The organism is Nocardia abscessus NBRC 100374, from assembly GCF_000308455.1.
GTDB lineage: Bacteria > Actinomycetota > Actinomycetes > Mycobacteriales > Mycobacteriaceae > Nocardia > Nocardia abscessus.
Genome location: NZ_BAFP01000265.1, coordinates 1 through 24,525 on the forward strand (window position 1 = coordinate 1; position 24,525 = coordinate 24,525).

Annotated in this window: 23 protein-coding genes; 10 read left to right on the top strand and 13 right to left on the bottom strand. The window is 67.6% G+C overall.

What is annotated here, in order from left to right; translation table 11 throughout:
• Positions 1 to 231 precede the first annotated feature (231 nt).
• A complete protein-coding gene (locus ON19_RS33130; protein ID WP_043701948.1) occupies positions 232 to 1,149 on the bottom strand; it encodes an NADP-dependent oxidoreductase in 918 nt (305 codons plus the stop codon).
• 202 nt (positions 1,150 to 1,351) lie between these two features.
• Between ON19_RS33130 and ON19_RS33135 the strand changes: the two genes are divergently transcribed.
• A complete protein-coding gene (locus tag ON19_RS33135) occupies positions 1,352 to 1,996 on the top strand; it encodes a dihydrofolate reductase family protein (protein WP_043701951.1) in 645 nt (214 codons plus the stop codon).
• Positions 1,997 to 2,005: 9 nt separating this feature from the next.
• On the opposite strand, the gene ON19_RS33140 is transcribed toward ON19_RS33135, so the two are convergent.
• Complete coding sequence (locus ON19_RS33140) at positions 2,006 to 2,221, bottom strand: hypothetical protein (protein WP_043701954.1); 216 nt, start codon at positions 2,219 to 2,221, stop codon at positions 2,006 to 2,008.
• Positions 2,218 to 3,456: a CoA transferase gene (locus tag ON19_RS33145; protein ID WP_051169551.1), complete on the bottom strand. Its 1,239-nt coding sequence runs from the start codon at positions 3,454 to 3,456 to the stop codon at positions 2,218 to 2,220. The genes ON19_RS33140 and ON19_RS33145 overlap by 4 nt, the downstream gene beginning before the upstream one ends.
• 100 nt (positions 3,457 to 3,556) lie before the next feature.
• Between ON19_RS33145 and ON19_RS33150 the strand changes: the two genes are divergently transcribed.
• Positions 3,557 to 4,612 carry an enoyl-CoA hydratase/isomerase family protein gene (locus tag ON19_RS33150; protein WP_063709521.1) on the top strand — a complete coding sequence of 352 codons (1,056 nt, stop codon included), beginning with the start codon at positions 3,557 to 3,559 and terminating at the stop codon, positions 4,610 to 4,612.
• A gap of 217 nt (positions 4,613 to 4,829) precedes the next feature.
• Here the strand turns inward: ON19_RS33150 and ON19_RS33155 are convergent, their stop codons facing one another.
• The gene (locus ON19_RS33155; RefSeq protein WP_043701960.1) at positions 4,830 to 5,252 is read right to left on the bottom strand and encodes a VOC family protein; all 423 of its coding nucleotides are present in this window, start codon (positions 5,250 to 5,252) and stop codon (positions 4,830 to 4,832) included.
• A 119-nt stretch (positions 5,253 to 5,371) separates the two neighbouring features.
• Here ON19_RS33155 and ON19_RS33160 point away from each other — a divergent pair, with 119 nt between their 5' ends.
• Positions 5,372 to 6,412 carry a helix-turn-helix transcriptional regulator gene (locus tag ON19_RS33160; protein ID WP_051169552.1) on the top strand — a complete coding sequence of 347 codons (1,041 nt, stop codon included), beginning with the start codon at positions 5,372 to 5,374 and terminating at the stop codon, positions 6,410 to 6,412.
• A gap of 285 nt (positions 6,413 to 6,697) precedes the next feature.
• On the opposite strand, the gene ON19_RS33165 is transcribed toward ON19_RS33160, so the two are convergent.
• Complete coding sequence (locus tag ON19_RS33165) at positions 6,698 to 7,672, bottom strand: helix-turn-helix transcriptional regulator (RefSeq protein WP_043701963.1); 975 nt, start codon at positions 7,670 to 7,672, stop codon at positions 6,698 to 6,700.
• A 60-nt stretch (positions 7,673 to 7,732) separates the two neighbouring features.
• On the opposite strand from ON19_RS33165, the gene ON19_RS33170 reads away from it, so the two are divergent.
• Together ON19_RS33170 and ON19_RS33175 are read left to right on the top strand one after the other, a co-directional pair.
• Entirely contained in the window at positions 7,733 to 8,086 is a 354-nt protein-coding gene (locus tag ON19_RS33170) for a YybH family protein (RefSeq protein ID WP_043701967.1), read from the top strand.
• Positions 8,087 to 8,138: 52 nt separating this feature from the next.
• A complete protein-coding gene (locus tag ON19_RS33175) occupies positions 8,139 to 8,624 on the top strand; it encodes a DUF488 domain-containing protein (RefSeq protein WP_043701970.1) in 486 nt (161 codons plus the stop codon).
• A gap of 154 nt (positions 8,625 to 8,778) precedes the next feature.
• Here the strand turns inward: ON19_RS33175 and ON19_RS33180 are convergent, their stop codons facing one another.
• Positions 8,779 to 10,290, bottom strand: a complete 1,512-nt coding sequence (locus ON19_RS33180) for an L-type lectin family protein (RefSeq protein ID WP_043701973.1) — start codon at positions 10,288 to 10,290, stop codon at positions 8,779 to 8,781.
• 1,246 nt (positions 10,291 to 11,536) lie between these two features.
• Positions 11,537 to 11,707: a hypothetical protein gene (locus tag ON19_RS42480; RefSeq protein ID WP_157229957.1), complete on the bottom strand. Its 171-nt coding sequence runs from the start codon at positions 11,705 to 11,707 to the stop codon at positions 11,537 to 11,539.
• A gap of 323 nt (positions 11,708 to 12,030) precedes the next feature.
• Here ON19_RS42480 and ON19_RS33190 point away from each other — a divergent pair, with 323 nt between their 5' ends.
• The gene (locus tag ON19_RS33190) at positions 12,031 to 12,714 is read left to right on the top strand and encodes a PAS and ANTAR domain-containing protein (RefSeq protein ID WP_043702039.1); all 684 of its coding nucleotides are present in this window, start codon (positions 12,031 to 12,033) and stop codon (positions 12,712 to 12,714) included.
• 22 nt (positions 12,715 to 12,736) lie between these two features.
• On the opposite strand, the gene ON19_RS33195 is transcribed toward ON19_RS33190, so the two are convergent.
• Both ON19_RS33195 and ON19_RS33200 read right to left on the bottom strand, forming a co-directional pair.
• Entirely contained in the window at positions 12,737 to 12,928 is a 192-nt protein-coding gene (locus ON19_RS33195) for a DUF3072 domain-containing protein (RefSeq protein ID WP_043701979.1), read from the bottom strand.
• Between the two features lie 90 nt (positions 12,929 to 13,018).
• Complete coding sequence (locus tag ON19_RS33200) at positions 13,019 to 14,305, bottom strand: uracil-xanthine permease family protein (protein WP_174377758.1); 1,287 nt, start codon at positions 14,303 to 14,305, stop codon at positions 13,019 to 13,021.
• A gap of 479 nt (positions 14,306 to 14,784) precedes the next feature.
• On the opposite strand from ON19_RS33200, the gene ON19_RS33205 reads away from it, so the two are divergent.
• The 3 genes from ON19_RS33205 to ON19_RS33215 all read left to right on the top strand — a co-directional run bounded on the left by ON19_RS33205 (position 14,785) and on the right by ON19_RS33215 (position 17,749).
• Positions 14,785 to 15,888, top strand: a complete 1,104-nt coding sequence (locus ON19_RS33205) for a glutamate--cysteine ligase 2 (protein ID WP_043702042.1) — start codon at positions 14,785 to 14,787, stop codon at positions 15,886 to 15,888.
• Between the two features lie 124 nt (positions 15,889 to 16,012).
• Positions 16,013 to 16,288, top strand: a complete 276-nt coding sequence (locus tag ON19_RS33210; RefSeq protein ID WP_043702045.1) for a GlsB/YeaQ/YmgE family stress response membrane protein — start codon at positions 16,013 to 16,015, stop codon at positions 16,286 to 16,288.
• A gap of 297 nt (positions 16,289 to 16,585) precedes the next feature.
• Positions 16,586 to 17,749, top strand: coding sequence for a DUF3558 family protein (locus ON19_RS33215; RefSeq protein ID WP_157229958.1), 1,164 nt, complete (start codon positions 16,586 to 16,588; stop codon positions 17,747 to 17,749).
• 44 nt (positions 17,750 to 17,793) lie between these two features.
• Here ON19_RS33215 and ON19_RS33220 read toward each other — a convergent pair whose 3' ends face one another.
• From ON19_RS33220 to ON19_RS33230, 3 genes are all read right to left on the bottom strand, one after another.
• On the bottom strand, positions 17,794 to 18,582 hold the full coding sequence (locus tag ON19_RS33220; protein ID WP_043701987.1) for a thioesterase family protein: 789 nt from the start codon (positions 18,580 to 18,582) through the stop codon (positions 17,794 to 17,796).
• An 84-nt stretch (positions 18,583 to 18,666) separates the two neighbouring features.
• Positions 18,667 to 19,101: a hypothetical protein gene (locus tag ON19_RS33225; protein ID WP_043701989.1), complete on the bottom strand. Its 435-nt coding sequence runs from the start codon at positions 19,099 to 19,101 to the stop codon at positions 18,667 to 18,669.
• Between the two features lie 129 nt (positions 19,102 to 19,230).
• Entirely contained in the window at positions 19,231 to 19,668 is a 438-nt protein-coding gene (locus tag ON19_RS33230; protein ID WP_043701992.1) for a DUF6294 family protein, read from the bottom strand.
• 215 nt (positions 19,669 to 19,883) lie between these two features.
• On the opposite strand from ON19_RS33230, the gene ON19_RS39425 reads away from it, so the two are divergent.
• Positions 19,884 to 22,880, top strand: a complete 2,997-nt coding sequence (locus tag ON19_RS39425) for a tetratricopeptide repeat protein (protein WP_051169553.1) — start codon at positions 19,884 to 19,886, stop codon at positions 22,878 to 22,880.
• Positions 22,881 to 22,943: 63 nt separating this feature from the next.
• Here ON19_RS39425 and ON19_RS33240 read toward each other — a convergent pair whose 3' ends face one another.
• Complete coding sequence (locus tag ON19_RS33240; protein WP_051169554.1) at positions 22,944 to 24,455, bottom strand: phosphatase PAP2 family protein; 1,512 nt, start codon at positions 24,453 to 24,455, stop codon at positions 22,944 to 22,946.
• Between the last annotated feature and the right edge of the window lie 70 nt (positions 24,456 to 24,525).

The window sequence follows — 24,525 nt, forward strand, 5'->3', positions numbered from 1 at the left end:
GGCGGCCCCCACCGGCTGTCAACGCCGCCCCAGGGGCTTACGAAACATCCCTAGCCCGGCGGATACGGCTTGTGGCACAACCCAGCTCGCCTGCGCGATCGAACCCCGGCGGGAAGGGTGTTGCCGACCCATGGGATCAGTGACGAGAGCAAACGTCCCGGCAGCTGGACGAGCGCGCAGGCGCTGGTGACGCTGGTCGAGAGAGTGTGAGCGCACAGGTGGCCGGACCGGTCAGGGTACGAGCACGAAGCGGCCGCGCACCCCGCCCTTGGCCGCGGCCCGGTGGGCGTCACCGACCTGGTCCAGCGGTAGAACCGCGTGTACTCGGGCCGGCAGCTCGCCGGACGCGGTGCGGGCGAGCAGATCGCTCAGTCGCGGGCCGTCGGGGTGGGCGACCACAGCGTGCACGGTGATCCCGCGCTCCGTGGCCGGCTCGGCGTTCGGCCGGACGCCGACGAATGCCCCGCCGTCGCGGACCAGGGCGAGGCCCCGCTCCTGCAGTGCGGCGCCGTCGGCGACCGCGTCCCAGCCCGGCTCGAGGTGCGCGATGAAGTCGGCGCCGAGACCGCGGACGAACTCCTCGTCCTCGGATCTGGCCAGACCGGTCACCTGCCAGCCGCGGCGGGGTGCGAGCGCGGCGACGTATCCGCCGACCGCGCCTGCCGCCCCGGTGACCAGCAGCCGGTTGCCGTGGCCGGGCGCATCGCCGAGCAGGTCGAGAATCTGCGCCGCGGCCAGCCCGTTGAGCGGCACCGTGGACGCCGTGACCAGATCCAGGCCGTCGGGCACGACGGCGAGATCGGTGGCCGGCACGACGAGCTGCTCGGCGTAAGTGCCGAAGTCACGGTCGAAGCCATCCACCAGACCGGCGACCCGGGTGCCGACGGACACGTCCACACCGGGACCGGTGGCGACGACGATGCCGGCGAAGTCCCAGCCCAGGCCCGTGCGCTCGGGCTGATCGATCAGTCCCATGGCGTGGAAGACGCCGCCCGCGACCCCGAGGTCGACGGGATTGACCGCCGCCGCGGCGATCTCGACCCGGACCTCGCCCGGCCCGGGCTCGACGACGGGAACGTCGAGGATCTCGATCGCATCGGGTCCGCCCGGGGTGCGGACGACGGCGGTGCGGAAGGTGGACGTGCTCATGGTTGGTTCTCCTCGTGGCTCGGGTCGGCGGTTGATTCCAGATCACTATCGGGGGGTAACTCTCCAGCAGGAAGTACGCACCTCGAAGTGCGTTGGTCACCGTGAGGGCCGTCGGCGGCTCTCCGTGAGCAACCGATTGCATCCTGAGACCAGTCCGGGTAGGTTCCCGACTGATTGCAAATTGCAACCAGAAAGGGTTTCCATGTCACAGTTGGTCCGCGTCCAGAACTTCATGGTGTCCAGCGATGGGTACGGCTCCGGGGAGGGGCAAAGCCTCGATCGCCCGTTCGGCCACGCCGACCCGAGTGCGCTCTTCTCTTGGGCGGGCGCCACCGCTCATTGGCCCAACCGGACCGAACCGGGGGGAACATACGGGCTCGACGACTACTGCACTCGCGATTTCAGCAACAACATCGGCGCCGAAATCATGGGGCGCAACAAATTCGGTCCGCAGCGCGGACCATGGGAGAACTACGACTGGCAAGGTTGGTGGGGGGACGAGCCGCCGTTCCATACCCCGGTGTTCGTTCTCACTCATCATGGGCGGCCCACTATCGCGTTGGGGGACACCACCTTCTATTTCCTCGATGCGTCTCCGAAGGATGCGCTGGTGCAGGCGTTCGCGGCCGCCGAGGGCAAGGATGTGCGGATCGGGGGCGGTGTCGCCACGGTCCGGGAGTTTCTCGAGGCCGACCTGATCGACACGCTGCATATCGCCGTCGCGCCGGTCGAACTCGGCCGCGGGGAAAGGCTGTGGACGAGTTCCGACGAACTCACCGACCGTTTTCATTTGGAAAAGATCCCGAGTCCGAGCGGGGTGGTGCATCACTTCTTCTGGCGTAGGTGATCGATCCGGTTAACCCACCGACGTCGCGTCGGCGGCGGTGGCGTGCAGATGCAGGTGGTGATCGTGCGGTCCGGGAACCACCGCCCCGCCGCGCGCTTCGATCACCTCCGCGGCCCCGCGTGTGGACAGCGACGGACCGATGTCGTCGATCCGGCCGTCGCGCACGCGCAGGTCCAGTCCGGAGACGCCGTCGATCTCCCCGTCGCGCAGGAGGATGACAGTCACGGAGCCGGAATCCGGAGCGATCCGAGCACCCGGGCGGTGTCCGCGCCCGAGTCGGCGGCGGGTCCGATCGGTGTGCGGGAAGTCGGCTGCGAGACAGGAATCGACCCGGTGCCGGAGTCGATGAACCAGGTGTCGCCGCGTCGCAGCGTGCGCGGAATCGGGTCGGCCGTGAGGGTGGCGGCGACGACGTCGGTCATCGAGATGTCCCACAACACTCCGGACCCATCGGCCGGTGCCGACACGGCGAGCGCGGCGGCGGTGAGACCGGTGAGGGGGTCGGCGATGGCGTCTCCGACGAATACGGGTGTTCCGGCACTGTCGTGGGCGACCAGACCGGCGGCCGCAGCGACGTCGTCGCCGAAACCGATGCGGTTGGACTGCCGGCCCGCGGCGGTGATCGAGACCCAGACCGCCCCGCGTGCGGCCGCGGCCTCGGCGTCGAGCCCGAAACCGGCCAGCGCGCGGGGACGGGACGCTTCGATGACGATGTCGGCGGCCTCGACGAGGGCGCGCAGGGCCCGCCGTCCGGCCGGGTCGGTGGGATCGAGAACGACCGATTCGTGCCCGTGGTGCAAAAGGGCGTAGAAGACCGGGTTTCCGCGCCGCGCGCCGTCGGGGCGGTTCGGGGTCTCGACCTTGATCACGCGCGCGCCCGCCAGACCCAGGAGATGAGCGCACAGCGGACCCGCCCATAAGGAGCTGAAGTCGACTACCAGGAGTCCTTGGACCGGCCTCGGCGTCAATGGTGCGGGGGAGTCCGCGGGTTCGCGGGGCAGTACCGGTCCCGCCGCCACGCCGAGTAGTTCCGCGCGCTCGGCGAGTTCGGCGCCGCGGTGGCCGCGCACCCAGTCGGCCACAGCAGGCCACGGGTCCTCGGCGTCGACAGTTCCACCGATCAGCGCGCCGAGCAGGAGCGGATCGTCGGGCCGGGCGCAGGAGACCGCGGCCCACCCGTCGGCAGTGGGCAGCAACTGGCAATGGCCGCCCGCCGACACGGGTCCGCGGCGGCGCAGATCGTTCACTGCCGCGCGTTCGGCCAGCAGACGAGCACCGTCGACGGCGACCGCAGGCCCGGCGACGGTGGCGATCCATGAGGTCAGTTCGCGGGCACGGGTGGCCGCCCGCCCCGGTGGCACCAGGACCGGCCCGTCCGGGTGGCCGGTCAACGCGACCACCCCACTCTCGGCCCAGTCCACCGCGGGCGGACCGGCCGCCGATGGTGTCGTAGGGTGCACCCGCTCGATCCTAAGGACCGTCGGCTCATACGGCCGGTATCACGACTGTGCGCCGGGGAGCCCGGCATGCGTCGTGCGGAGGGCGTGTCACTATTGCGCGGTGAGCCGTGACGCGACCGATCTGGCCCCGGATGCCCTGGAACTGGATATCAGTCCGGACGGTACGCCGGAGAACCCGATACTGGTCGTTCCGCTCGACGCGTGGGCGGGGGAGGCGCCCGAGCGGATCGAGCGGGTGGCCGAATCGCTGGCCGGTTCGCTGCGGCTGACGATCGGGGTATTGCGTGGCCCGGTGACTCCGAGCCTGGCGCCACTGTTGCACGCGGTCACGCTGACCCTGACCGAGACCGCCGACTCGCCCACTCCGGTTGTCGACTGTCCCGATCCGGATGCCGCACTGCGCCACCTGGACGAGGCGGTGCGGCGGAATCCACGGGCGAGTGTGGCGCTGGGCCGCCTGTTGCGGCAGACAACGGTGCCGGATACGGCCGCGGGACTGGCCGCAGAGGCCGCGGTCTACTCGATGCTGCTGGCAGGCAGCGAGTTCGAGCGGTGGCTCGCCGCGCGAGGCGGGCCGAAGCCGGTGACCTTTCCCGACCGCCCGCTGGTGTGTGTGGACCGCGACAGCGAGGTGTTGTCGGTGGTGCTCGACCATCCGGAACGCCGAAACGCGCTGAGTTTCCGCTTGCGTGAAGAACTTCTGGAGGCCGTCCGTCTCGCCGAACTCGATCCCGGCATCGGCCGGGTGCTCCTGCGTGGCGCCGGGCCGGTGTTCTGCAGTGGCGGCGATCTCGACGAGTTCGGAACCGCCGCCGACGTGGTGGCCGCGTATCTGGTGCGCCTGGAACGCGCGCCGTGGCGGATCATCGACCGGCTGCGCGACCGGGTCACGGCGCATGTCCAGGGTGCGTGTATCGGCGCGGGCATCGAGATGGCGGCCTTTGCCGGGCGGCTGGTCGCGACACCGGAGACGTTCTTCCGGCTGCCCGAGATCGAGATGGGGTTGGTGCCGGGGGCCGGAGGTACCGTGAGCATCCCGCGCCGCATCGGGCGCTGGCGCGCGGCATGGATGATGCTGACCGGTGATCGCATCGTTACGGCTACCGCGTTGCGCTGGAAGCTGATCGACGCCGTCGAGGGCACCCCCGTGCCGTAGCCCCGCACCCGAGGTGCGCTTCCTAGCCGGTGAAGAACAGCGAAAGGCGGCCTTCACCGGCGACTGGAACGTACGTCGCCCCGAGGCGCGACTGCGACCTGTCGAAGGTGCGTCGCGGTCCTCGGCGGTGAGGCGCATCAGAACGCCTCAGCAATAAGTAGTTTCGGCATCACAAAGGGCGGGCGCTGCGCGCGGCACCCGCCCGTTCGTGGGTGTTCTAGCCGTTGTACTCGCTGACGACGTCGAGAACCCAGACGACGCCGAAGCGGTCCTTCAGCATTCCGTAGGCGGGTGCCCAGCTCGCCGGGCCGATCGGAATCACGATGGTCGCCCCGTCGGAGAGCTTCTCCCAGTAACCGGTGACTTCCTCGACGGTGTCGCCGCGCACCGAGACGAAGAAGGAGTTCTCGCCCTGGTCGTAGGTCATCGTTGCAGGAACGTCATAGGCCATGACGTGGAAGCCGTTGTCGGCGGCGACTTGGCCCCACATCACCTGGTCCGCCTCGGCCGGTTCCTGGACGTTCCCGGCGTCCTTATAGGTGACAGCGGCGAGGGCGCCACCGAATACGGCCTGATAGAACTCCAGCGCCGCGCGAGCATCGCCCCGGAAATTCAGGTGGGTCGTGGATTTGACGGACATGATCGGTGTTTCACCTTTCGACGTGCTTGTTGCTGAGTGCCTCGTCATCCGGGCACGAGACCAACAGTCGCAGGGGTAGCGGTCAGGTTGTGGCCGCTTCTCCGGGCAATATCGAAGTCATGCCGAAGACCTCAGCGCGACTGCTGGCGCTGCTCTCACTGCTGCAGGCGCGCCGGGACTGGCCGGGGGCGCTGCTGGCCGAGCGGCTGGACGTCAGCCCGCGCACCGTGCGCCGCGACGTCGACCGGCTGCGCGAACTCGGCTATCCGATCGTGGCCGTCAAAGGCCCGGACGGGGGATACCGGCTCGACGCGGGCACACAACTGCCTCCGCTGCTGTTCGACGACGAGCAGGCCGTCGCCCTCGCCGTCGCACTCCAGGTCGCCGCCGGCACCGGTGCCGGTATCGCCGAAGCCGCGGCGCGTGCGCTCACCACCGTCCGGCAGGTCATGCCCGCACGGCTGCGCCGCCGTATCGACACCCTCCAGGTCACCGCCGTAGAACGGCCCACGACCCGGCCGGAAACACCGGTCGGCAGCGGTGTGCTGATGACGTTGAGCACCGCCGTCCACGCCCGTGAAGTACTGCGTTTCGACTACCTCTCGGCAGCCCGGCCGGTGCGAGACGACCCGCCGCGGCGGGTACAGCCTCATCACCTTGTCAGCCGGGATGGGCGCTGGTACCTCGTGGCCTGGGATCTCGACCGCGACGACTGGCGCGTCTTCCGCGCCGACAAGATCACCCCGCGCACCCCCACAGGGCCTCGCTTCACACCGCGTGAGGTCCCTGGAGGTGACGTGGCGGCCTTCGTGACCAGCAGATTCCGTGGTTCCGACGGCGTCGGCGACTGGCCGTGCCGCGGCCAGGTCATCCTCGACCTCCCTGCCACCATGGTGTCGCCGTATGTGCGCGACGGAGTCGTCGAGGAACTCGGACCGGACCGCTGCCGACTCGTCCTCGGCTCGTGGTCATGGCCGGGCCTGGCCACCGCCATCGGCAGGTTCGACGCCGACATCGAGGTCATCGGACCCCCCGAACTCAAAGCCGCCTTCGCCCACCTCGCCCGCCGCTACGCCGACGCCGCCACCGGCGAACCCACTCGCCGACAGGTGACACACACGTCGCCCGAGAATCCGCCGAATGATCTGCCTTCGGCCTGACCCACCGCCCGTCGAACCGCGAACCTGAGCGGCACGCAACATGACGCCGACTGTGAACGCTCACCAGGTAGCGGTCATTCGAAGCCGATCACGGAAAAACAGAAGGGAAACCGACAACGGTCGCCGAACGCGCACTGGACAACATCGTCACCCACTACATCGGCACGCTGATCTGAGAATGCCGCATCGACACCGGCGGCGGCACTCGATGTTATCGAGCAGTGCGTAAAGCGGCGGCCAGCTCCAACCCTTTCCGCACCCGAAACGGCCACAAGGCGGCAAGTCTCAGGACGACACTCCGTAGCAGGTGGCGATGGCGGCGGCGCGGTTGCGCAGGGAGATTCGCAACCACTGCGGGGCCAAGGCTTCCGCGTCCGTGGCGAGCTGCCACAGCGCCCATTCGGCGTGTCTCGGATCTTGGAATGTCACCTCCAGCCGCACCCAGCCGTCTGCGTCGGCTTCTTCGGTGCGGACGGCCAGCGCGGTGCCTACCAGTTCGTCTCGCCGTGCCGGGTCCACCCGCACCAGCACGGTGACTTGGTCGCCGCCGGTCCGGAACTGCGTGCTGCGTTCCTGCCAGGCCCGGTCCAGATCGACCCGGTCCGGTCGCTGTGCGGGTTCGGGGAGTTCCTCGGCGGCCAACACTCGGGACAGCCGGTAGGTGCGGTCCGCACCAGACCTCTTGGCCAGCAAGTAGCCCTGGTCGCGCACGGTGACCAAACCGATCGGGTCCACCGTGCGCCACTTCGGGGTCTGGTCCACGGCCGCGTAGTGGATGCGCAGCTTGTGTCCCGCGAACACCGCGCGACGGACCTCGGTCACTATGGCGTCGGGCACCTCCTCAGCGACCAGCGGGCGCGAGAAGAGGTCGGTCTCCGGGTCGATGAGCAGTCGCTGGGCCGCGCCGGTCGCGGTGGCCCGATGGCTTTCGGGTAGCGCGTCGACCACCTTGCGCATGGCCGAAGCGAGCGCCGAGCCGAGGCCGAATGCCTGCGCGCCGCGCCGTGATCCGGCGACCAGCAGGGCGAGCGCCTCGTCGTGGTTCAGGCCGGTGAGCTCGGTCTGGAAACCGGGCAACAACGCGAATCCGCCGTGCCTGCCGCGTTCGGCGTAGACCGGGACGCCGGCCGCGGACAGCGCCTCGATGTCGCGCAGCACGGTGCGGGTGGATACCTCCAGCTCGCGGGCCAGCGTGGCCGCCGACAGCCGACCGTGCCGGCGCAGCAGCAATACCAGCGAGACCAAGCGGTCGGCGCGCATGCGAAAACTTTACCGAAATACACGACACAGGATGTCGTGATTCGTTGGGAGGCTTTCCCTATGACGAACAAGATCACGGCCACTGAGCCGAACGACCTGGGCAGGTATTTCATCGAGCGCGCCAACGCGGGCGACGTCGACGGGCTGGTGGCGTTGTACGAGCCGGACGCCGTGCTGGCGTTTCCGCCGGGCAACCTCGCGACCGGACATGCGGAGATCCGCAAGGTGTACGAGCAGTTCGTCGCGGCCGCGCCGGTCCTCTCGCCGGGTAGACAGCATCCAGCGCTGGTGAGCGGCGACCTGGCATTGACAGCGTCCACGCTGACCACTGGCGAGGTGACCGTCGAGATCGCCCGTCGCCAGCCGGACGGGTCGTGGCTATGGGCTGTGGACCAGCCGGCACTCGTTCCGTAGCGGGGCGGCGGTGGGCGTACCCGCCATGCCACCGAGCCGGCGGGGTGCTGCGATGAGGCGCATCGCGACGATCGGCGTCTACGGCTTCACGGCCGGAGCCTTCCTCGAGCAGCTCACCGGCGGTGGTGTCGGGTTGCTGCTCGACCTTCGCCAGCGCCGCGGCGTTCGGGGCGCCGACTACTCCTGGGCGAACTCGGCGCGGCTCCAGCGCGCGCTCGCCGCGGCGGACATCGGCTACCGGCACGTGAAGGAGCTGGCGCCGACGACCGAGCTGCGCCGGCTCCAGTATCGTGAGGACGACCGCCAAGGCGTGGGCAAGCGCAACCGCATCGCGCTGGCGTCCGAGTACGCCGGGCGCTACACCCGCGAGATCCTCGACCCGTTCGACCTCGGCGCGCTCGTGGCCGAGCTTCCGAGCGACTCGGCGACCGCCCTTCTCTGTGTCGAGTGCGATCCGGAGGCGTGCCACCGCTCGCTCGTGGCCGAGCGCCTCCGCACCCAGCATGGCCTGCCGGTCATCGACCTCCGCCCGGGCTGAGCCATGCCTGGCACCGGCGTTCGTGGAGCGGCTGATGGGCCTCCCACGCGAACTGAACGGAGCACGGCCCATCGCCTCGCACTGGAAGGCCCGCCGGGGTGGATCTTTCTCCCCGGCGGGCGTCCAGAACCTTGGCGAAGACTGGGCTTAAAGCTTATGGGCGGGTCACCTCGGTGGCCTGGAGGTTGCGCAGCGTGCCGTCACCGGCCTCGTACTGGGACGGGTAGAGCAGTTGCACGGCCACGGTCAGTGGCGTGCCGGGCTCGATGGTGTGGGTGTCGTCCGGAGTGGCGATGACGACGGATCCGTCGGTGCCGTCCTTGATCACCTTGTACCACTGAGTCTGCTGGGGATTGATGCGGGTTCGTGCCGGTACGTCGAAGCGAATCTCCCACCACACCACCCGCTGCTCATGGGCGGCCAAAGTGAGTTCGTAGCTGACGACCCATCCCTTCGCGTCGTCGGGCCACGTCTGGGGCCACTGCCCGACGATCACGGGACTGACGGTGACGGGAGGCCGATCGACCTCGGTGGTGACCGAGCCGGAATGCCGTTCGGCGGTGTTGGCGCGTGAGGGTGAGGTGATGAGACTGGTGCAGGTGAGCCGGCCCTCGTACTGCGGGTCGATGGTGCCGGCCAGGTTGACGATCGCCTTGCCGCCCTTGGGCAGGTCGATCGGCAGGTACAGGCCGTCCCGGACCGAACCGGTGCCGCAGACGGCCCCGTTCTCGGCCTGGCAGGTCAGCTCCAAGTCGGTCAGTTCGGTCGGAACCGAGCCCTCCAGCACTGCGTCAGGGGCGTCGTTGGGGCCGAGGTTCTGCACGCTGATGGTGTAGGCGATCCGATGTCCCGACTGCGCCGTCTGCGGGCCGCTCATCTCCAGCGGCATGTCCGCGGGCAGGGTCACCTTGAGGTTCCTGATCCGGTGGTAGGCGGTCGCGGCACCGGTTCCGGCTGCGAAGCCCAGCTTGAAGGTCTCGGGCACGGCTGGCTGGCCGTCGGCGCCGGCGAGATCGAAGTTGTCGATGAGCAGGGTGCCGTTCGGGTTGGCTTTGTCGGCGTGGCGAACGGTGAGCCGGCCGCCGATGACGGAAACCTGGATATGGGCGCCGCGCTCCCAATCCGCGCGGAATCCACCTGGCACCTGAACGCCGGTGAGCCAACCGAACCCTTCTCGCAGATTGCCGGATCCGCGCACACCCAATGTATTGGGCCGTTGGCTACCGCCTCCCGTGCCGGCCAGCGGCGTGGCGAAGTTCCCGAAGTTGTCGAAGCCGACGCCCACGAATCCGGCGGTGACTCCCGGCGCGACGATCTGCCCCGATCCCGTTTTCGTGATGGAGTAGCCCAGTGCCGCGCCGATGCCGCCGGGCTGGGTGGTGTGCGCGCCGTCGATCACGTAGACGCTGAAGCCGTCGCCGAGCGTGGCTCCCCCCTCACAGGAGTAGTCGAAGTCGATGGTGACGCCGAGCCTGGACGAGAACGGCTGATCGAGGAACGCCGTCCCGGACTGGGAATTGGCGTTCGGGGTTAGCTCCAGGCTGCCGCCGTTGAGTCGCGCGCTACCCAGCAGTTGCCAGTGCGGGTTGGTCACGGTCTCATTGGTGAACGATTCGATGATCGGGAACTGCGCCTGCTGGATGGTGACCGGTGCATACGTCGTCATAGTCGAATCCTCCTCGGCCGGATGTGCCATGAATGAGCGATTGCGCCATGCAGATTTGACCAGTACCCCGCAAAGAAGATAGCGCATTCGATCCCACCAGAACTACGGTCCGTGGGCCGCCGCGCAAAGTATGCTGGAATGCAACGTGATTGAGTCACCGTGACCGGGTGGCGATATGGGCGGTCGTTCCTTCAACCGCGACGCTTGCCGAAAACAGGTGGCCATCGTACCCGAGAACGTTCAGCGCCGACGCGCAGTTCGTCTCAGAACCGCTACATTGATGTAGCCGATCGGCAGACTGAACTTCGCGCCGTGGGTTGTATTGACGGGACGTAATTTCTCGTAATAGATCGGGTGGGCAAACCAAGATTCGGGGGCGAAAGAATGCCCGCGTTGGGCCGGTGACGAGATATGCATCTCCGGGCTGAGCCTCCTCCCGGACCGCACGACAAGTTTTTCGACTCAGCGAAACCGTTGCGGCCCGTGCGACTTACGGCCGGTCACCGAGCGTTCGGAAGCCGCACGGTTGCTCGACATCGCGAATGGCCGCCGCTGAAGGCGCTCACACGATTGCGTTCCCCGCCGACGAGGCGGTGCAGGGCGGCCGAACGTTCGCGCTGACCGCAGCCAAGACCATCGTGCCGGACTCGGCAACCGGGGCCTGGGCGCTCACCCAGGGCGCCCGGCTGATCAAGGCGCTGCTCGCCGGGTCGGTCGCGCGGTGCCCGAGCTCGACACCGGGGCGTGCGGCTGCACGACTCGATGGCGGTCCCGGACTACTCGGATGTCGCGCGCATACCCGGGTAGCCGAGGGCTCCGCAGAAGGGCGGGTCAGCTCGCGGCTCGGTCGGGGAAGTCGAGGACGAGACCTGCGTCCCAGGCTCGCTCGATGATGTGGGCGATGTCGATGTCTCGTACGCCGCTGAACTCGGGACCGGCGAACAGATCATCCTGCCGAGACGCCCGACGACTTGGGATGTGAGGTCGCGGGTGCGCATCCTGACGGTGAGGTCCTCGGCGCGGACATCGTCGGTCCGTATGAACAGTCCGCATGGTTCGCGGGGGATCAACGCGAGTCGGATCAGCACGCGGGCCGCACCGATGTATCGCAGTGTGCGGCCGGGTAGGCGGACGCGCAGGCGCAGCAGGATCGGTACCGCGATCGTCATGTCCCAGTCGCCCGAGTCGCAGCGCACGGCGTGCACGGGTCCGGCTTCGCCGATAGCGGTGGCGTGCACGAGTCCGTTCAAAGCCACTGGCACCGGCCGATCTCGATCCGCTCGCCCACGATCTGCGCGACAACGTCGGCGATTCGTTCCGGTGTCGCGGCAGCGCGCAATATTCGGTCGGCGAAGTCCGTGCGTGACAACACTTCTGTCGGCGCGCTGCCGTGTGCCGTCTCGCGATGTCCGGCCATGTCGCTACCTCCGTCGTGAGCGGATCGCCCGGAGCCGGGCGGATACACACCGCATGTAGATGACATCTACCCGGCCCTCGTGACTTCAATCGAGAGGCCGCCGCTAGCGGCGGCGACGCCGACACCGACCACTCGGTTACCAGTTGTGTACCGACCGCGAGTCGCGGTTCGCGACCATCCGTCGGCGACGGCGACCCCGGTACGCCTCTCGGCTCGCGGACCTGCGGCCGGTGCGGCCGGGCTCAATCGGCGGTACTTCCTCGGCTCCCCCGGCAGTCACGGGTCGGCTGAATGTGACCCTCGGTGATGCCGCGAGGAGCATGATGGGACAGGTGAGCCATGTCAGTGGGCCGGACGCTGCGTTGGCGCCGGACAACGCTGGGTCGGAAGCCGATGGTTCCGACCGGGCCGGCAGCTTCCGGTTCTGGTTCGATGATCAGCGCTGGGAGTGGTCCGACGAGGTCGCCGAACTCTACGGCTACCGCCCAGGCCAGGTGCAGCCGACCACCGAGCTGGTGCTGTCGCACAAACACCCCGCCGACCGCGCCGCCGTCGCCGACGCTCTGGCCATCGCGGTGCGCGACCACGGCGCGTTCTGCAGCCGCCATCGCATCATCGACACCGCAGGCCGCGTCCGGCACGTGCTGGTGGTCGCCGACCATATCTTCGATGCGACCGGCGCGGTGGTGGGCACCTCTGGCTACTTCATCGACTTGACCGCCACCGTCGACCAGCAGCGGCGTGAAGTGCTCGACGAGACGCTGCCGGAAGTGGTCGAGTCCCGCGCGGCGATCGAACAAGCCAAAGGGATGCTGATGCTCGCCTATGGCCTGACCGCCGAGCAAGCCTTCCAGGTGTTGCGGTGGCGCTCGCAGGAAACCAACACCAAACTGCGGGTGCTGGCCACCAAACTGGTCACTGTTGCCGCGGCGGCCGGTGGCGGCCCCGTCCAGCAACGCACCCAGCTGGACCATCTGCTGCTGACCATCCACGAGTATCCCGACTGAGGCCGGCCCGGCCAGGGCCGCCTCAGGCGCCGCGGCCGGTGCGCTGCTGGAGCTCATCGATCAGCTGTGACGCCTCCGCCTTGCTCAGCCCGTCCGGCACCTCCTCACCCGCCTCTTGGGCCAGGGTGTGCAGGTAGGACTGCTGCGGGCCGGTCATCGGCTCGTCGCCGGTGGTCCACTGATCCGGATCCTTCTCCGGGTTCGGCTGCACCATCGCCACTCCTCACGCTCGACAGAACAGGTGTTCGATTCCTGCCTACCCGGATCGTGGATCTTCAACCACCGGTGCGTGCACCAGCGACGGTCACCGATCCCTCGGTTCCGCCGACTTCGTCAGGTCGTACGCGTGCTGGGGCGCGACCGTCCCGCGCCATCCTCCGATCAGCCGCATCGCGTGGTAGATCACGAGCGCGGCGAGGGCGCCGAGCGTGATGCCGCCGAAGTCGAGATCGCCCACCACCCATGTGAAGTCGGCGATGCCGATGACCAGCGGGATGGCCGCGGTGAACTGGTTGATCGGCTCGCCGAAGTTCACCTGGTTGCTCACCCAGATGTGCACGCCGAGAATCCCGACCAGGCCGTAGAGGGCGGTTGTCACACCGCCGAGCACCCCGGCCGGGATGGCGGCGATCACCGCTCCCACCTTCGGTGACAGGCTCAGCACGATCGCCGCGGCACCGGCCACCCAGTAGGCGGCGGTCGAGTACACCTTCGTCGCGGCCATCACGCCGATGTTCTCCGCGTACGTGGTGGTCGCCGAGCCGCCGCCGCTGCCTGCGAGCGCCGTCGCCAGACCGTCGGCCGCCAGCGCGCGGCCCATTCGCCGGTCGTAGTCGATACCGGTCATCGTGGTGATCGACTTGACGTGCCCGATGTTCTCCACCACGAGCACCAGGACCACCGGCAGGAACATCGGGATCACCGCGAGGTGGAAGCTCGGTGCGTGGAAGTCGGGCAGCCCCACCCACGACGCGTCCCCGATCGCCGCGGTGTCCACCTCACCGCGCGCGAGCGCGAGCGCATAACCGAGCACGACACTGGCGACGATCGCCAGTCGGCCGAGCAACCCGCGGAAGAGCACGAGACACAGGATCAGCAGTACGAGCACGACCGTCGCCGTGATCGCGTCCTTCTCGAAGTTCGCCTTGGCGGTCGGCGCCAGGTTCAGCCCGATGAGGGCCACGATGGTGCCGGTGACCACCGGCGGCATCAGCGCCTCGATCCAGTGTGTGCCGGCGAAGTGCACCACCACACCGATGACGATCAGCAGGGCACCCACCACGACGATCCCGCCGAGGGCCGCACCCATTCCGGCGGAGGCGGTGGCCGCGAGGACCGGAGCGATGATCGCGAAGCTCGAACCCAGATAGCTCGGCAGCCGGTTGCGGGTGACCACCAGGAACAGCAGGGTGCCGACCCCGGAGAAGAGCAGCGTCGTGGACGGTGGGAACCCGGTGAGGACCGGCACGAGGAAGGTGGCGCCGAACATCGCCACCACATGCTGCACACCGATTCCGATCGTGCGCGGCCAGGTCAATCGCTCGTCGGGCGCGATCACGCCGCCGGTGTCGACCTGGGTCCACCGGAACATCGTTCCTGTTCGCGATTCGGGCGTTGCCATGGGAGCAGTGTGCGGCATCGTCGGTCGTTGCGCCGTGTTTGCCCGCCGGGCAGGTTGCTGATGCACACCGCAGCGACGGTGACAACCGTGCCGCCTCCCAGAAGGCTGGTGCCGGTCACCATCACGCGCGACCGGAGAACCGTCGGCGATCATTCCGCCGCTCGCGCGGCGGCCCGAGTCGCTCACTCGTCCAAGGCATGTGAGGCGTCCGCACCGCACCCGCCGACGCCGTCGGAGCCGTGTCCGACTGTTTGGGCACGTACGCCGGGGGTACGGCCCGAACACATTCGTTCGCACCGACGGCACGCAGGTCGGCAGACAGGTCCTGCCTGAACCCATCGGCGCGCGATCGAATGCACGCGGGCTCGGCGCGGGGCTCGAAGCTTGTGGTGGAGGAGGACTGGTGTGGACGTGAACCGACCGATGACCGCGAATCGAAGGGCCTGACCATGGACAACGACGTACCGACTGTCGGTGTCGAAGAGGAATTCCTGCTGACCGACCCCGAAACAGGCGCGCCCACACCGCAGAACATTCGAGTCGCCGAAGCGGCGAAGAAAGCGGATATCGACCTGCAACTGGAGCTGACCAGCTGTCAGGTGGAAACCAGTAGCGGGGTGCACTCCGATATCGGCGACCTGCTCACCGAATTGCGCACGCTGCGCAGAACCGTCGCCGAATGCGCGGCCGCAAACGACGCTCGACTGCTCGCCGTGGCGGTGCCGCCGACCGTGCCCGAGGAGTTCCCGATCACCGACGCACCGCGGTATCGGCGGATCGCCGAGACCTTCGGCATGATCGCCCATGAACAAGGGCTGTGCGGATGCCACGTGCATGTCGGTGTTCCCGACCGCGACACCGCGATACTGGTCGGCAATCATGTGCGTCCGTGGTTGCCGGTGTTCCTGGCGTTGACCGCCAATTCCGCGATCTACCGTGGCAGCGAGACCGGGTACGCGAGTTGGCGCAGCATTCTGTGGCGGCGCTGGCCGAGCGCGGGACCACCGCCGTACTTCGCCTCCGTCGAGGACTACGACTCGATCGTGGCGATGATGCTCGCCAGCGGCAGCATCTTGGACAACAAGATGGTGTATTGGGACATCCGCCCGTCGGAGTCGTTTCCCACCGTGGAGATACGGGTCAGCGACGTACCGGCCACCGCGGAGGAAGCCGCGCTGCTCGCCACGTTGATCAGGGCCACCGTCGTCATGGGCCTGCGATCGATCGAGCGTGGCGAAGCCGCTCCGCCCATCCCCGCCGAGGTACTTCGCGCCGCCTATTGGAACGCCGCGCAATCGGGTCTGGACGGCGACGGGCTCGACCCCTTCGAAGGCCGTGTGGTCCCACACCGCGACTTGCTGGACAAACTCGTCGGTCACATCGACCCGGCGCTGCGGGATTTCGGTGACCGCGCCTTCGTCGCCGAAGCGATCGCCGCCCTCGACGAGCGCGGAAACGGCGCTCGACGCCAGATTCAGGCGATGCGTGAGCGCCACGAAATCGGCGACGTGATAACGGAACTGGCACACGCGACCCTCGAAGGATGCACCTGAGCTGCCATCTATAGCGACGAGCCTCTGTCAGGCAACGCGATTGACGGCCCGCGTCCGGGGTATCGCGAGAACAGACAGCTCGCGGATCAGCATGCGGGCTCAACTCGATGAATCGGAGAATATGATGCTCGGTCTCGGAATCCTCGGTTGGATCATCCTCGGCGGCTTGGCCGGCTGGATCGCCAGCAAGATCATGAAAACCGATGCTCAGCAAGGCATTCTGCTGAATATCGTGGTGGGTGTCGTCGGCGGCCTGCTCGGTGGATTCCTGCTGAAGCTGCTGGGAGTCGATGTCGAGGGCGGCGGGCTGTGGTTCAGCTTCTTCACCTGCCTCGGCGGCGCGGTTGTCCTGCTGTTCTTGGTCGGCTTGGCGACCGGCCGTAGCCGCGCACTGCGCTGACACCGCGATCGGCGGCACAGGTGCCCGACGCGCACGGCGATCTGTCCAACGCAGCCGTCAAGTCTCGGTGTCGAGCAGCGATGTGCGACTTCGTCTTCTGAAACCGCACCGCATAGATTCGAACGGCCCGAACCATTTCGAGGTTCGGGCCGTTTCTCTGGTTCGGACTCGCACACTGTCAGCGTAGGGTTGGATGGCCGCGCCTGCCGATATGTGGCGTGCCCTACGGCCCGACCCCGTAGGACGGAAGCTCCGAGCTGGGCGAGATTACGACAGGACGAAATGACACTCCGTTCCTTGGCCGCACTCACCGTGCTGGCGATCGTCTGTGCAGTGGGCGCGACCGGCTGCGGGAAGAATGTCACCGAGAACCGGGTAGCGGCGAGCAGCGCCAGTACGGTGCCAACCGCGACGTCTTCCACGCCATCCACGACCGTGAATTCGGTGGGCGTGGGCAAACACGAAAGTATCGTCACCGGCCCCGACGCCGAACCACTGATGGCCAGGATCCGCGCCACCGATCCGTGCTCGATGTTGGATCAAGAGCCGTTGAAGGCGATGAATCTCGGTACGAAGTCATTTACCCGTGAGGGACGCGGGCTCGCCGGATGCCAACTCAGGGTCGGCGATCACGTGGGCGAATCCGCTTCGAAGGATGCGTTCTACCTATTCGAACTGTCACTCGGCGAGGTGTACGACGACGATGAGCGTGCACGGGACAAGGCCGAAACGGTCAACGGACACACGGTCTACCGATCCCACCTGGCCGATGAGCCTACTTTTGCCGGCACGTGCTATTACTACGTGCCTGCCGGGAACACCGGCTTCGCACACCGGCTGCGGTTACGGAAGGTTCCGCCCAAAGGCGCGCCGGACACCACACCGTGGCCCGAAAAGTGCGATGTAGAAAAGAGCTACGTCGGCAAGATCATCGATCGGCTGGACAACCTTACGCCCCGTGACAAGCCGGCCGACGGGAAGGCGCTGTATGGCAAGAACCCGTGTGCGGCCGCGGATGCGGTAAAGGCCCGGTACAGCGATTGGATGTTGGACTCGATCGGTTGGATCGCTCCGTATCACTGCCAGTTGAATTTCACCAAACCAGGTGCGAAATACAGCCTGCGGGTAGAGCTTTCATTCCGCTTGGACGTGGAGCAAAAGGCGTCGCCCGGGCCGGGTAACGGTGTCTATCAGGCTGCGGGCCTGAACGGAGTCATCCACCGGTCGTACGTGTACGGTCCGGTGCCGTCGCGTTGTGGCGTCAGCCTGACCTACCGGCCGAGTAGCGACGGCCGCATGAACGGTCATCTCATCAGCCTTGCGATCGATTGGTCCGCGCTTCCTCTGGCCCAATATGGCGATCCCGGTCACCCGACGGACGGCAGCTATCCGCCGCTTCCGTTCGACGCCTGCGCCGACGTCGACGATTTCAGCACCGCCGCGGTGCAGGCCGCGGGCTGACTACGCTCCGTCGTGTCCTGGCCGCTGAGGTGAACCGATATCGGTCAGCGCTTCGACGCGACCAGGTCGAGCTGTCGGTCCGGGTGGGACAGGGTGGTGACCACGCATATGCCGAGGGGCCCGAGGCGGTCGTAGAGGGTGGCGGTGCCGATCGAGATGCCCTCGGCGGCAACGGCATTCTCGGCGCGCAGGCCGAGCTCGGGGCCGTCCGGTAGCCGCGACAGGGTGAGCGTCATGTCGGCGTTGATGTAGCCGATGCCGTGCGAACCCCAGTGGCAGACCTGGTTGGTGAAATCGGCGGCCATGGCGGCACTCTGGAAAGGGGTCAGCGACTCCCCGGCCACCAGCGGCGGAAGCACCAGCCAGCAGATCTTGCGGTCACCGTTCTGGTGGCCTGCGGAATCGCGGCTCCAGTCGCGATCCCCGCTGCGGAACAGCGGCGCGTCGCCAACGGTCACGGCCCCTTCCGGCGGAACCGGCAGCTCGTCACCAGCGCTCCACACCCGCCCCTGCGGTGTCGCGCCGGTGCTCATGAACAGCGCGGTGGCGCGGGCGCGCACCTGATCGTCCTGCACGATCGCCGCATCGGCCACTGTGATCCGCCTACCGGTGCGCACCATCTCGCTGCGCACTGTGATCGGCCGGTCCAGCACTGCCCGGAACAGATCCACGGTCAATCTGACGGGAACGAACGTGTCCGGACAGTGCGCCTCGAGCTCCCGCGCCAGCAGCCCGCACACCGGCGGCCCGCCCAGATGCTCGGGCTGCCAGACACTTCGCGTGATCTCCTCGGCAACCACGACGTCCCCGCGACGGGTGAAGAAACTGAGCACCGAACCACCTCCGAGAATGGGATTCTCATATTACCGATCCGGGCTGGAAGGTGGCGCCGGGCGTGCGGTGCTGCTCGAGCTTCTTCAGCGGGTGAGACAGGAGCTGCCGGTGTTGATTCCGGTGGTGTTGACGTCGACGGGGATGTATTTGGTGCTGGTGTACTGGCCGGGCTCGAGCTGCTGGGCTATGAGGTTTTGGGAGCCACGGTATTTCGGCGTCCAGATAATAGTGGCCGTGCCGGATTCGGGGTGGTATGTAGTGGGGCCGGGGAGGCGCTCGCCGTTGCCGGGGACCGAGCCGCCCGCGATGAGGAAGGTGACGTCGCCTTCGTCAGGGGCGGGGGTATCGACGGTGGCGGTCACGGTGTAGGTGCAGCCGACCGCGAGTCCTTCAGGGCCGGCGGCCACGCTCACTCCGGTGATCGCGGCGGTCGCCTCGGGGGCCGCCAGAACGCAGGTCAGTACGGCGGTGGCGAAAACCGAGGCGGAAAGGCTCAGTCGTCGAGTGCGAGTGCGCATGTTCGGTGACTCTTTCGCTAGGTGGAGCGACGTAAGCAGGATGTCGGTGTCGGCCGTGTGAAAGGCCCGGAAGCGTGGGCTCGGCAGGTTCGAGGTGCCCCGGGGAGGGGAGTTGCGGTCCCGTACCGGTCAGCAGGCGGACCGCAAGGACATGTGGTGGATGCGGGAAAGAAGAGCCGGGTCGAAGGTGCCGTGGACCCACCAGTCGTACTGCCGGCTGCTGTCGGGGAGGTTGATGACGAACTTCGCGATCTCCCCTTGCTGGTGGGCGATGATATTGCCGAGGTACTGCCCGCCGGCATCGTGGAGCTGGGCCCACATCAGCCAGGCGTCGTGGTCGTCGCTGCTGGTGACCTTGGCCGTGAAGTGTGCGTTGCCGTCTACCTTCAGTACCCATCGCGCGCCGCGGAACATCGTGCAGTCACCCTCGCGTATGTCGTGGTCCCATGTGAAGACCTTGGGCGAGGGTTGCGCTGACGCGGTGCCGCTGAGCGTCGCGGAGCCGAGCACCGCGACCAGGGACAGGACGATTCCGCCGAGCGACAGACGCCTGTGAGTCGGAAACATTGCTTTCTTCCTCCTGAACCAGGGTGTGAAAACGGTCCGGCGACCTTCGAATCACCCTGCTGCACTTATGTTCCCCGCCCGATACGACGCTGTCACGAGGATCGGCTACTCGTCCGCGCCGACTCCGGATACGTGTCCGCGCCATTGCCACTACTCGAACCCGAGTATTTGCCGGGGTAGTTGTGTGTCTCGGGGATCTACCCGATAGTTTCACCATGGCCGACAGGTTGATGCTCGTCATCGGATGCGAATGTGAGCACTTTCCGCGGCTCGGCTTCACGTCGGAACTCGCGCAAGCCTTGCACACCACCCTCGTGACGGCGGGCAGATGGCGACCTGTCGACCGCGGCCCGCTGTTGGATCCGACGATCATCGAGCTCAAACGCAGTGTGAAAGCGGCCTTCCGCCGCGCCGACGAGGCGGGTGCGACATTGCTGATCGCATTCGTCGGCCATGGCTTCACGATGAACGAGGAAGACTTCTTCCTGCTCGCCCGCGATTCGGCGCAGCCGCTGGACTCCGATGTGGGCCTGCACCTGGTCAACGTGGTCGCCGAGCAATTGGGCGGGACACAGTCACTGGACGGGCTGATCGTCCTCGTCGACGCGTGCGAGGCCGGAACCGGAGCGCTCGGCGCGGGTAGCCGATGGGTCAGAATTCTGGAGAAGGCCGCGGGCCGAATGGAATTGCTCGTCGCCTCCGACCACGGCAACGCCTACGACGGGTGCTTCACCCGCACGCTGCTGCGAACATTCCGGAGCGGACTGGATCACAGCGGCACGAACCTGCTGTGTGCCGATCTCACACCGGAACTCAGTATCGCGTGCGAATGGCAGACGCCACGGCATCTGTCGTTCAACGGCTCCCAAGTTCGCCGCGGCGACCTCGGCCTGTGGCTGGTTCCGAACCGGGCACGGCTGCGCGATGCCGTGATCGGACGTCCCGCGGCAGGTTTGGTCGATCAGCTGGTCCACACTGTGTCGGCGACCACCACGGTTCAGGAAACCCTCGTCGCGATGGTCGAGTCCGCAGGCGACCGGCTACAGGCTTTGGTCGGCCCGGCCGGAGCCGGCAAATCGACGATTATCTCCCTGCTCATCCGTCCGGGCCTGACCCCCGCTTTGGGATCGCTCACCGCGGAATACGTCTCCGCGGCCATCTTCCTCGACGTCTCCGGCACCGTCGAGACTGTGATCGGCGAGTTGGAGGCGCAGCTGGGCGAGCGGTTCGGCGACGAATTCCGTGCGGCACAGCAATCTGTACGCGCGGAGCTGACCGATTACGATCGCTTCAGCGAGTTCGAGATCCGCGTCGTGCGGCCGCTGGTGCGCCTGCGGACGGCCGGTCGCCGCATCCGCATCCTCATCGACGGACTGGATCAGCCGCAGGAGGGTGGCCGCGACGGCCTCATCGCGGCGGTGGTCACCCTGACGACCGATGACCGGCTCCGCCATGTCCGCGTGGTCGTCGCCATCCGGTCCGGCACCGGTGTCGAGGATCGGCCGGAACTCGCACACGCGCGGGTATTCCCGGTACATCCCCCATCGCTGCCGGAAATCTTGCACGAACTGGCCTCATCCGAACGCGATGTCCCCCCTGACCTGGACCGGGCGCTCGGCGCGCAGATCACGGTCATCGGTGGCGGCTGGCTCGTTCCGCGGCTGATCTCCGAGGTCGATTGGGCTATCGACCGGCCGACCGGAGCGGTGGACCTGCACTCGCTGGTGGTGCGCCGCTACCGCACCGCTGCCCGCCATCGTGCCCGGGCCGCGTCGACCGGTCGGCTGGTCGCGCTGCTCGCGGCGGTCGGACCGGGGCCGGTCGCTCCGCTGCGGTTGATCTCCGAGGCCCTGAACAAACTCGGACCGCAGGTGGCGCTGCCACAACTGCGCGATGTCGTCGTGGATCTCGGCATCCTGGTGGCGCGCGGACATCCGGGTGCGGAGGACGAGCGGGTGGGCTTGGCGCATTCGACGTTCGCCGACCCATTACTTCAGGCCGCCGCTACCGCGGACCGTCCAACCACGCTGCTCGACGCCCATTCGGTTCTCGCGTCCGCGCTGACGGAGCTGACCGGGCCCGACGTAGACGCCTATGCGCAGTCGGCGGCGCCGCGTCACTTCCTCGGGAGCGGAGCTGCCGCTCGCGCGGTGGAATTCCTCGACCGCGCGGATTCCGGACGCCGAGCGATCGACAACCGAGCCTCGTGGGAGACCTGGCTGGTGGCCTTCGAAGAGGCGTTGCCGCCGCACGACGTCCACCGGATAGCCGCGCGGGCCCGGCTCGCACGCTGGACCGGCGACGCCGGTGAACCGCACGCGGCGAGGGCGCTGTTCGCCGAATTGGTCGAGGACTGCACGCGAATATTCGGCCCCGACCACAGTGAAACACTCACCTGGCGAGTGCAACTCGCGAACTGGATCGCATATTGCGGCGACAATCGGCTCGCGATCGCGATGCTCGACGACCTGCTGCCGCTGCAACTGGCGATCTCGGACCCGGAACACCCCGATGTTCTCCGGATACGCGCGGACCTCGCTTTCTATATCGGGCAGAGCGGAGATATCGCCGGAGCGCGTGACCGGTACGCCGAATTCCTCCCCGTGCTCGAGCGTGTCCTCGGCGCCACCCACAACGATGTCCTTCGCGTCCGCGACCAATACGCACGTTGGATCGGTGAATCCGGTGACGCCGCCGCGGCTCTGCGGATCTGCTCGGAATTGGTCCCGGTCTGCAGAGAGGTGCTGGGAACCGAACATTCCGACACGCTGTGGGCCATGGGCAACCTCGCGTGGTGGACGGGGATGGCCGGCGAAACCGAGGACGCCGTCCAGTTGCATCGCGAAGTGCTGGATTTGCGCGAAAGTATCTCCGGCACCGAACACCCCGCGACACTGGTGGCGAAAGGCAATTTGGCCTACTGGTACGGCCGAAGCGGTCGCTTCACCACCGCGCGGGACATGTTCGCCGAACTGCTCGAGACTCGTCTGCGGATCTACGGGGAAGCGGACTTCGAGACCCTGCTCGCCGGGGACAACCTCGCCGAATGGACCGGCCGTGCCGGCGACGCCGTCGGCGCCCGTCGCTGTTATGCGGAACTGCTCGCCGTGCGGCGACGGGTGCTCGGAGAAGACCATCCGGATACGCGAAAGACCCGCGATCGACTGGAGTCGTGGACCGATGCTCCCGGACACGGTCGGGACGGCAGTTGAAGGGGTGGCGATCTCGGCTTGGCTGCCGGACAAGCCGTGGCCCGGGTTCTCCCGCCGGCACGGTCACTGGGTACCGGCGGCAGACTGGGCACGGCGTTGTGCCCGCGACGTACCGGAGGTCGAGACGGGTTGGACGACCCACCAGGCGATCGCGGTCCATATCGAAGACAGCAGGACCGCGCCGATGACGTCGGTGGGGTGGTGCGCACCGGCATAAATTCGCTGCACTCCCACCAGCGCGGGAATCAGGATCGGCGCGGCGGCGAAAAGCCGGTACCGGCCTCGGCGGGTGGCGGCCCACAGGAGTGCGGCGGTGCCTCCGTAGAGCGTCAGCGAGGCAGCGACGTGCCCGGAAGGGAAACTGGCGGTGGGTGGAAGCTCGGGATCGAGGTGGGAGACCTGAGGGCGGTCGCGGTCGACGATCGCGGCGGTGGTGAGAAACAGCGTGATCTCACCCAGCAGTGCGATGCCGAGGAACAACACCGGTCGCCAGCTGCGGAGCAGGCCCACGGCCAGTGCGGCGACGATCAGGGCGACCGTGATGACCGCGGTGGTATTGCCGAGTTCGCCGAACACGCCGAGGAAGGAGGTGAGCGTGGGGTCACGGTGCTCGGCGAGCGCTGCCACGATGCTGTGATCCCACCGCAGGACAGGGGTCTCGGTCTTCGGGGCGCGCACCAGCATGCCGATTCCGACGAGCAGTCCGACGAGCAGCACCCACGCGACCGCTAGTTCGCCGATCCCTCGCCATGGGTGGGGCAGGGTGGGCGGATGCCGAACCGGGACCGGCCGCAAGTCGTCCTCGTCGGCCGGTGGTACGTCACCGGGTAGCGGGCCCGCGTTGTCGACTCGGGCGTCGCCCCGCCATCGGTGGAAAGCGACGGTGGCCAGCACGAGCCAGAGCGACCCGAGTAGCCAGCCCGCGAGGACGTCGGTGACGTAGTGCACGCCCAGGGCTATCCGGCTCAGCCCGACTGCGATCACGATCAGGACTGCGAAACCGATCAGCGCGCGGCGTGGGCCAGCTCGCAGGGTGGGTGCGAAAACCAGCAGAACAACGCCGTAGCACACCAGTGAGCTCATCGCGTGTCCGCTAGGGAAGCTCCACCCGCCGGTGCTGTAGACGGGAGTCTCCACCACCGGACGTAGCCGTGCGACAAGCTCTTTGACGACCGGGTTGAGGATCAGTCCGCCTGCGCCGGTGAGCGCCACGTAGACGGCGAGTCGTGGTAGACGACGCAGCAGCAGCCAGAGTCCGCCCACGGCGAGCACCAGGACCAGCGTGCCGGTTCCTCCGAGATCGGTGATACCGGTGAGAATGTTCTGCAGCATCCTGTTCTGCGCCACCACGGAGACCAGACTGTCGGTGATCGCCTGATCCGCAGTCTGCATCGGTTCCCACCGCGCCCGGACCAGTGCTGTGAGCACCCCGAACCCGATACCGACGGCCGCGACGCCCAGCAACGCCGCGGCACTACGGACAGCGAATCGTTCGGCGGCCGCATTCCGATGGACCGTGCCGCCAGGGCGGTCGGCGCCCGTCGTGGCATACTCGCCGCGCCGGTCGACAGACAATGCAACACCTCCTGCGATCGTGGGACACCCCGCCGTGCGGCGAAGACCCGCGACAGGCCGCCGGACAACC

Excerpts from the sequence above, each read along its gene's own strand:
- ON19_RS33180 (WP_043701973.1), bottom strand. The coding sequence starts at position 10,290 with ATGACGACGTATGCACCGGTCACCATCCAGCAGGCGCAGTTCCCGATC.
- ON19_RS33230 (WP_043701992.1), bottom strand. The coding sequence starts at position 19,668 with ATGTTTCCGACTCACAGGCGTCTGTCGCTCGGCGGAATCGTCCTGTCC.
- ON19_RS33190 (WP_043702039.1), top strand. The coding sequence starts at position 12,031 with ATGGGACAGGTGAGCCATGTCAGTGGGCCGGACGCTGCGTTGGCGCCG.
- ON19_RS33135 (WP_043701951.1), top strand. The coding sequence starts at position 1,352 with ATGTCACAGTTGGTCCGCGTCCAGAACTTCATGGTGTCCAGCGATGGG.
- ON19_RS33225 (WP_043701989.1), bottom strand. The coding sequence starts at position 19,101 with ATGCGCACTCGCACTCGACGACTGAGCCTTTCCGCCTCGGTTTTCGCC.
- ON19_RS33205 (WP_043702042.1), top strand. The coding sequence starts at position 14,785 with ATGGACAACGACGTACCGACTGTCGGTGTCGAAGAGGAATTCCTGCTG.
- ON19_RS33175 (WP_043701970.1), top strand. The coding sequence starts at position 8,139 with ATGAGGCGCATCGCGACGATCGGCGTCTACGGCTTCACGGCCGGAGCC.
- ON19_RS33160 (WP_051169552.1), top strand. The coding sequence starts at position 5,372 with ATGCCGAAGACCTCAGCGCGACTGCTGGCGCTGCTCTCACTGCTGCAG.
- ON19_RS42480 (WP_157229957.1), bottom strand. The coding sequence starts at position 11,707 with ATGGCCGGACATCGCGAGACGGCACACGGCAGCGCGCCGACAGAAGTG.
- ON19_RS33155 (WP_043701960.1), bottom strand. The coding sequence starts at position 5,252 with ATGTCCGTCAAATCCACGACCCACCTGAATTTCCGGGGCGATGCTCGC.
- ON19_RS33165 (WP_043701963.1), bottom strand. The coding sequence starts at position 7,672 with ATGCGCGCCGACCGCTTGGTCTCGCTGGTATTGCTGCTGCGCCGGCAC.
- ON19_RS33210 (WP_043702045.1), top strand. The coding sequence starts at position 16,013 with ATGCTCGGTCTCGGAATCCTCGGTTGGATCATCCTCGGCGGCTTGGCC.
- ON19_RS33195 (WP_043701979.1), bottom strand. The coding sequence starts at position 12,928 with ATGGTGCAGCCGAACCCGGAGAAGGATCCGGATCAGTGGACCACCGGC.
- ON19_RS33170 (WP_043701967.1), top strand. The coding sequence starts at position 7,733 with ATGACGAACAAGATCACGGCCACTGAGCCGAACGACCTGGGCAGGTAT.
- ON19_RS39425 (WP_051169553.1), top strand. The coding sequence starts at position 19,884 with ATGGCCGACAGGTTGATGCTCGTCATCGGATGCGAATGTGAGCACTTT.
- ON19_RS33130 (WP_043701948.1), bottom strand. The coding sequence starts at position 1,149 with ATGAGCACGTCCACCTTCCGCACCGCCGTCGTCCGCACCCCGGGCGGA.
- ON19_RS33200 (WP_174377758.1), bottom strand. The coding sequence starts at position 14,305 with ATGTTCCGGTGGACCCAGGTCGACACCGGCGGCGTGATCGCGCCCGAC.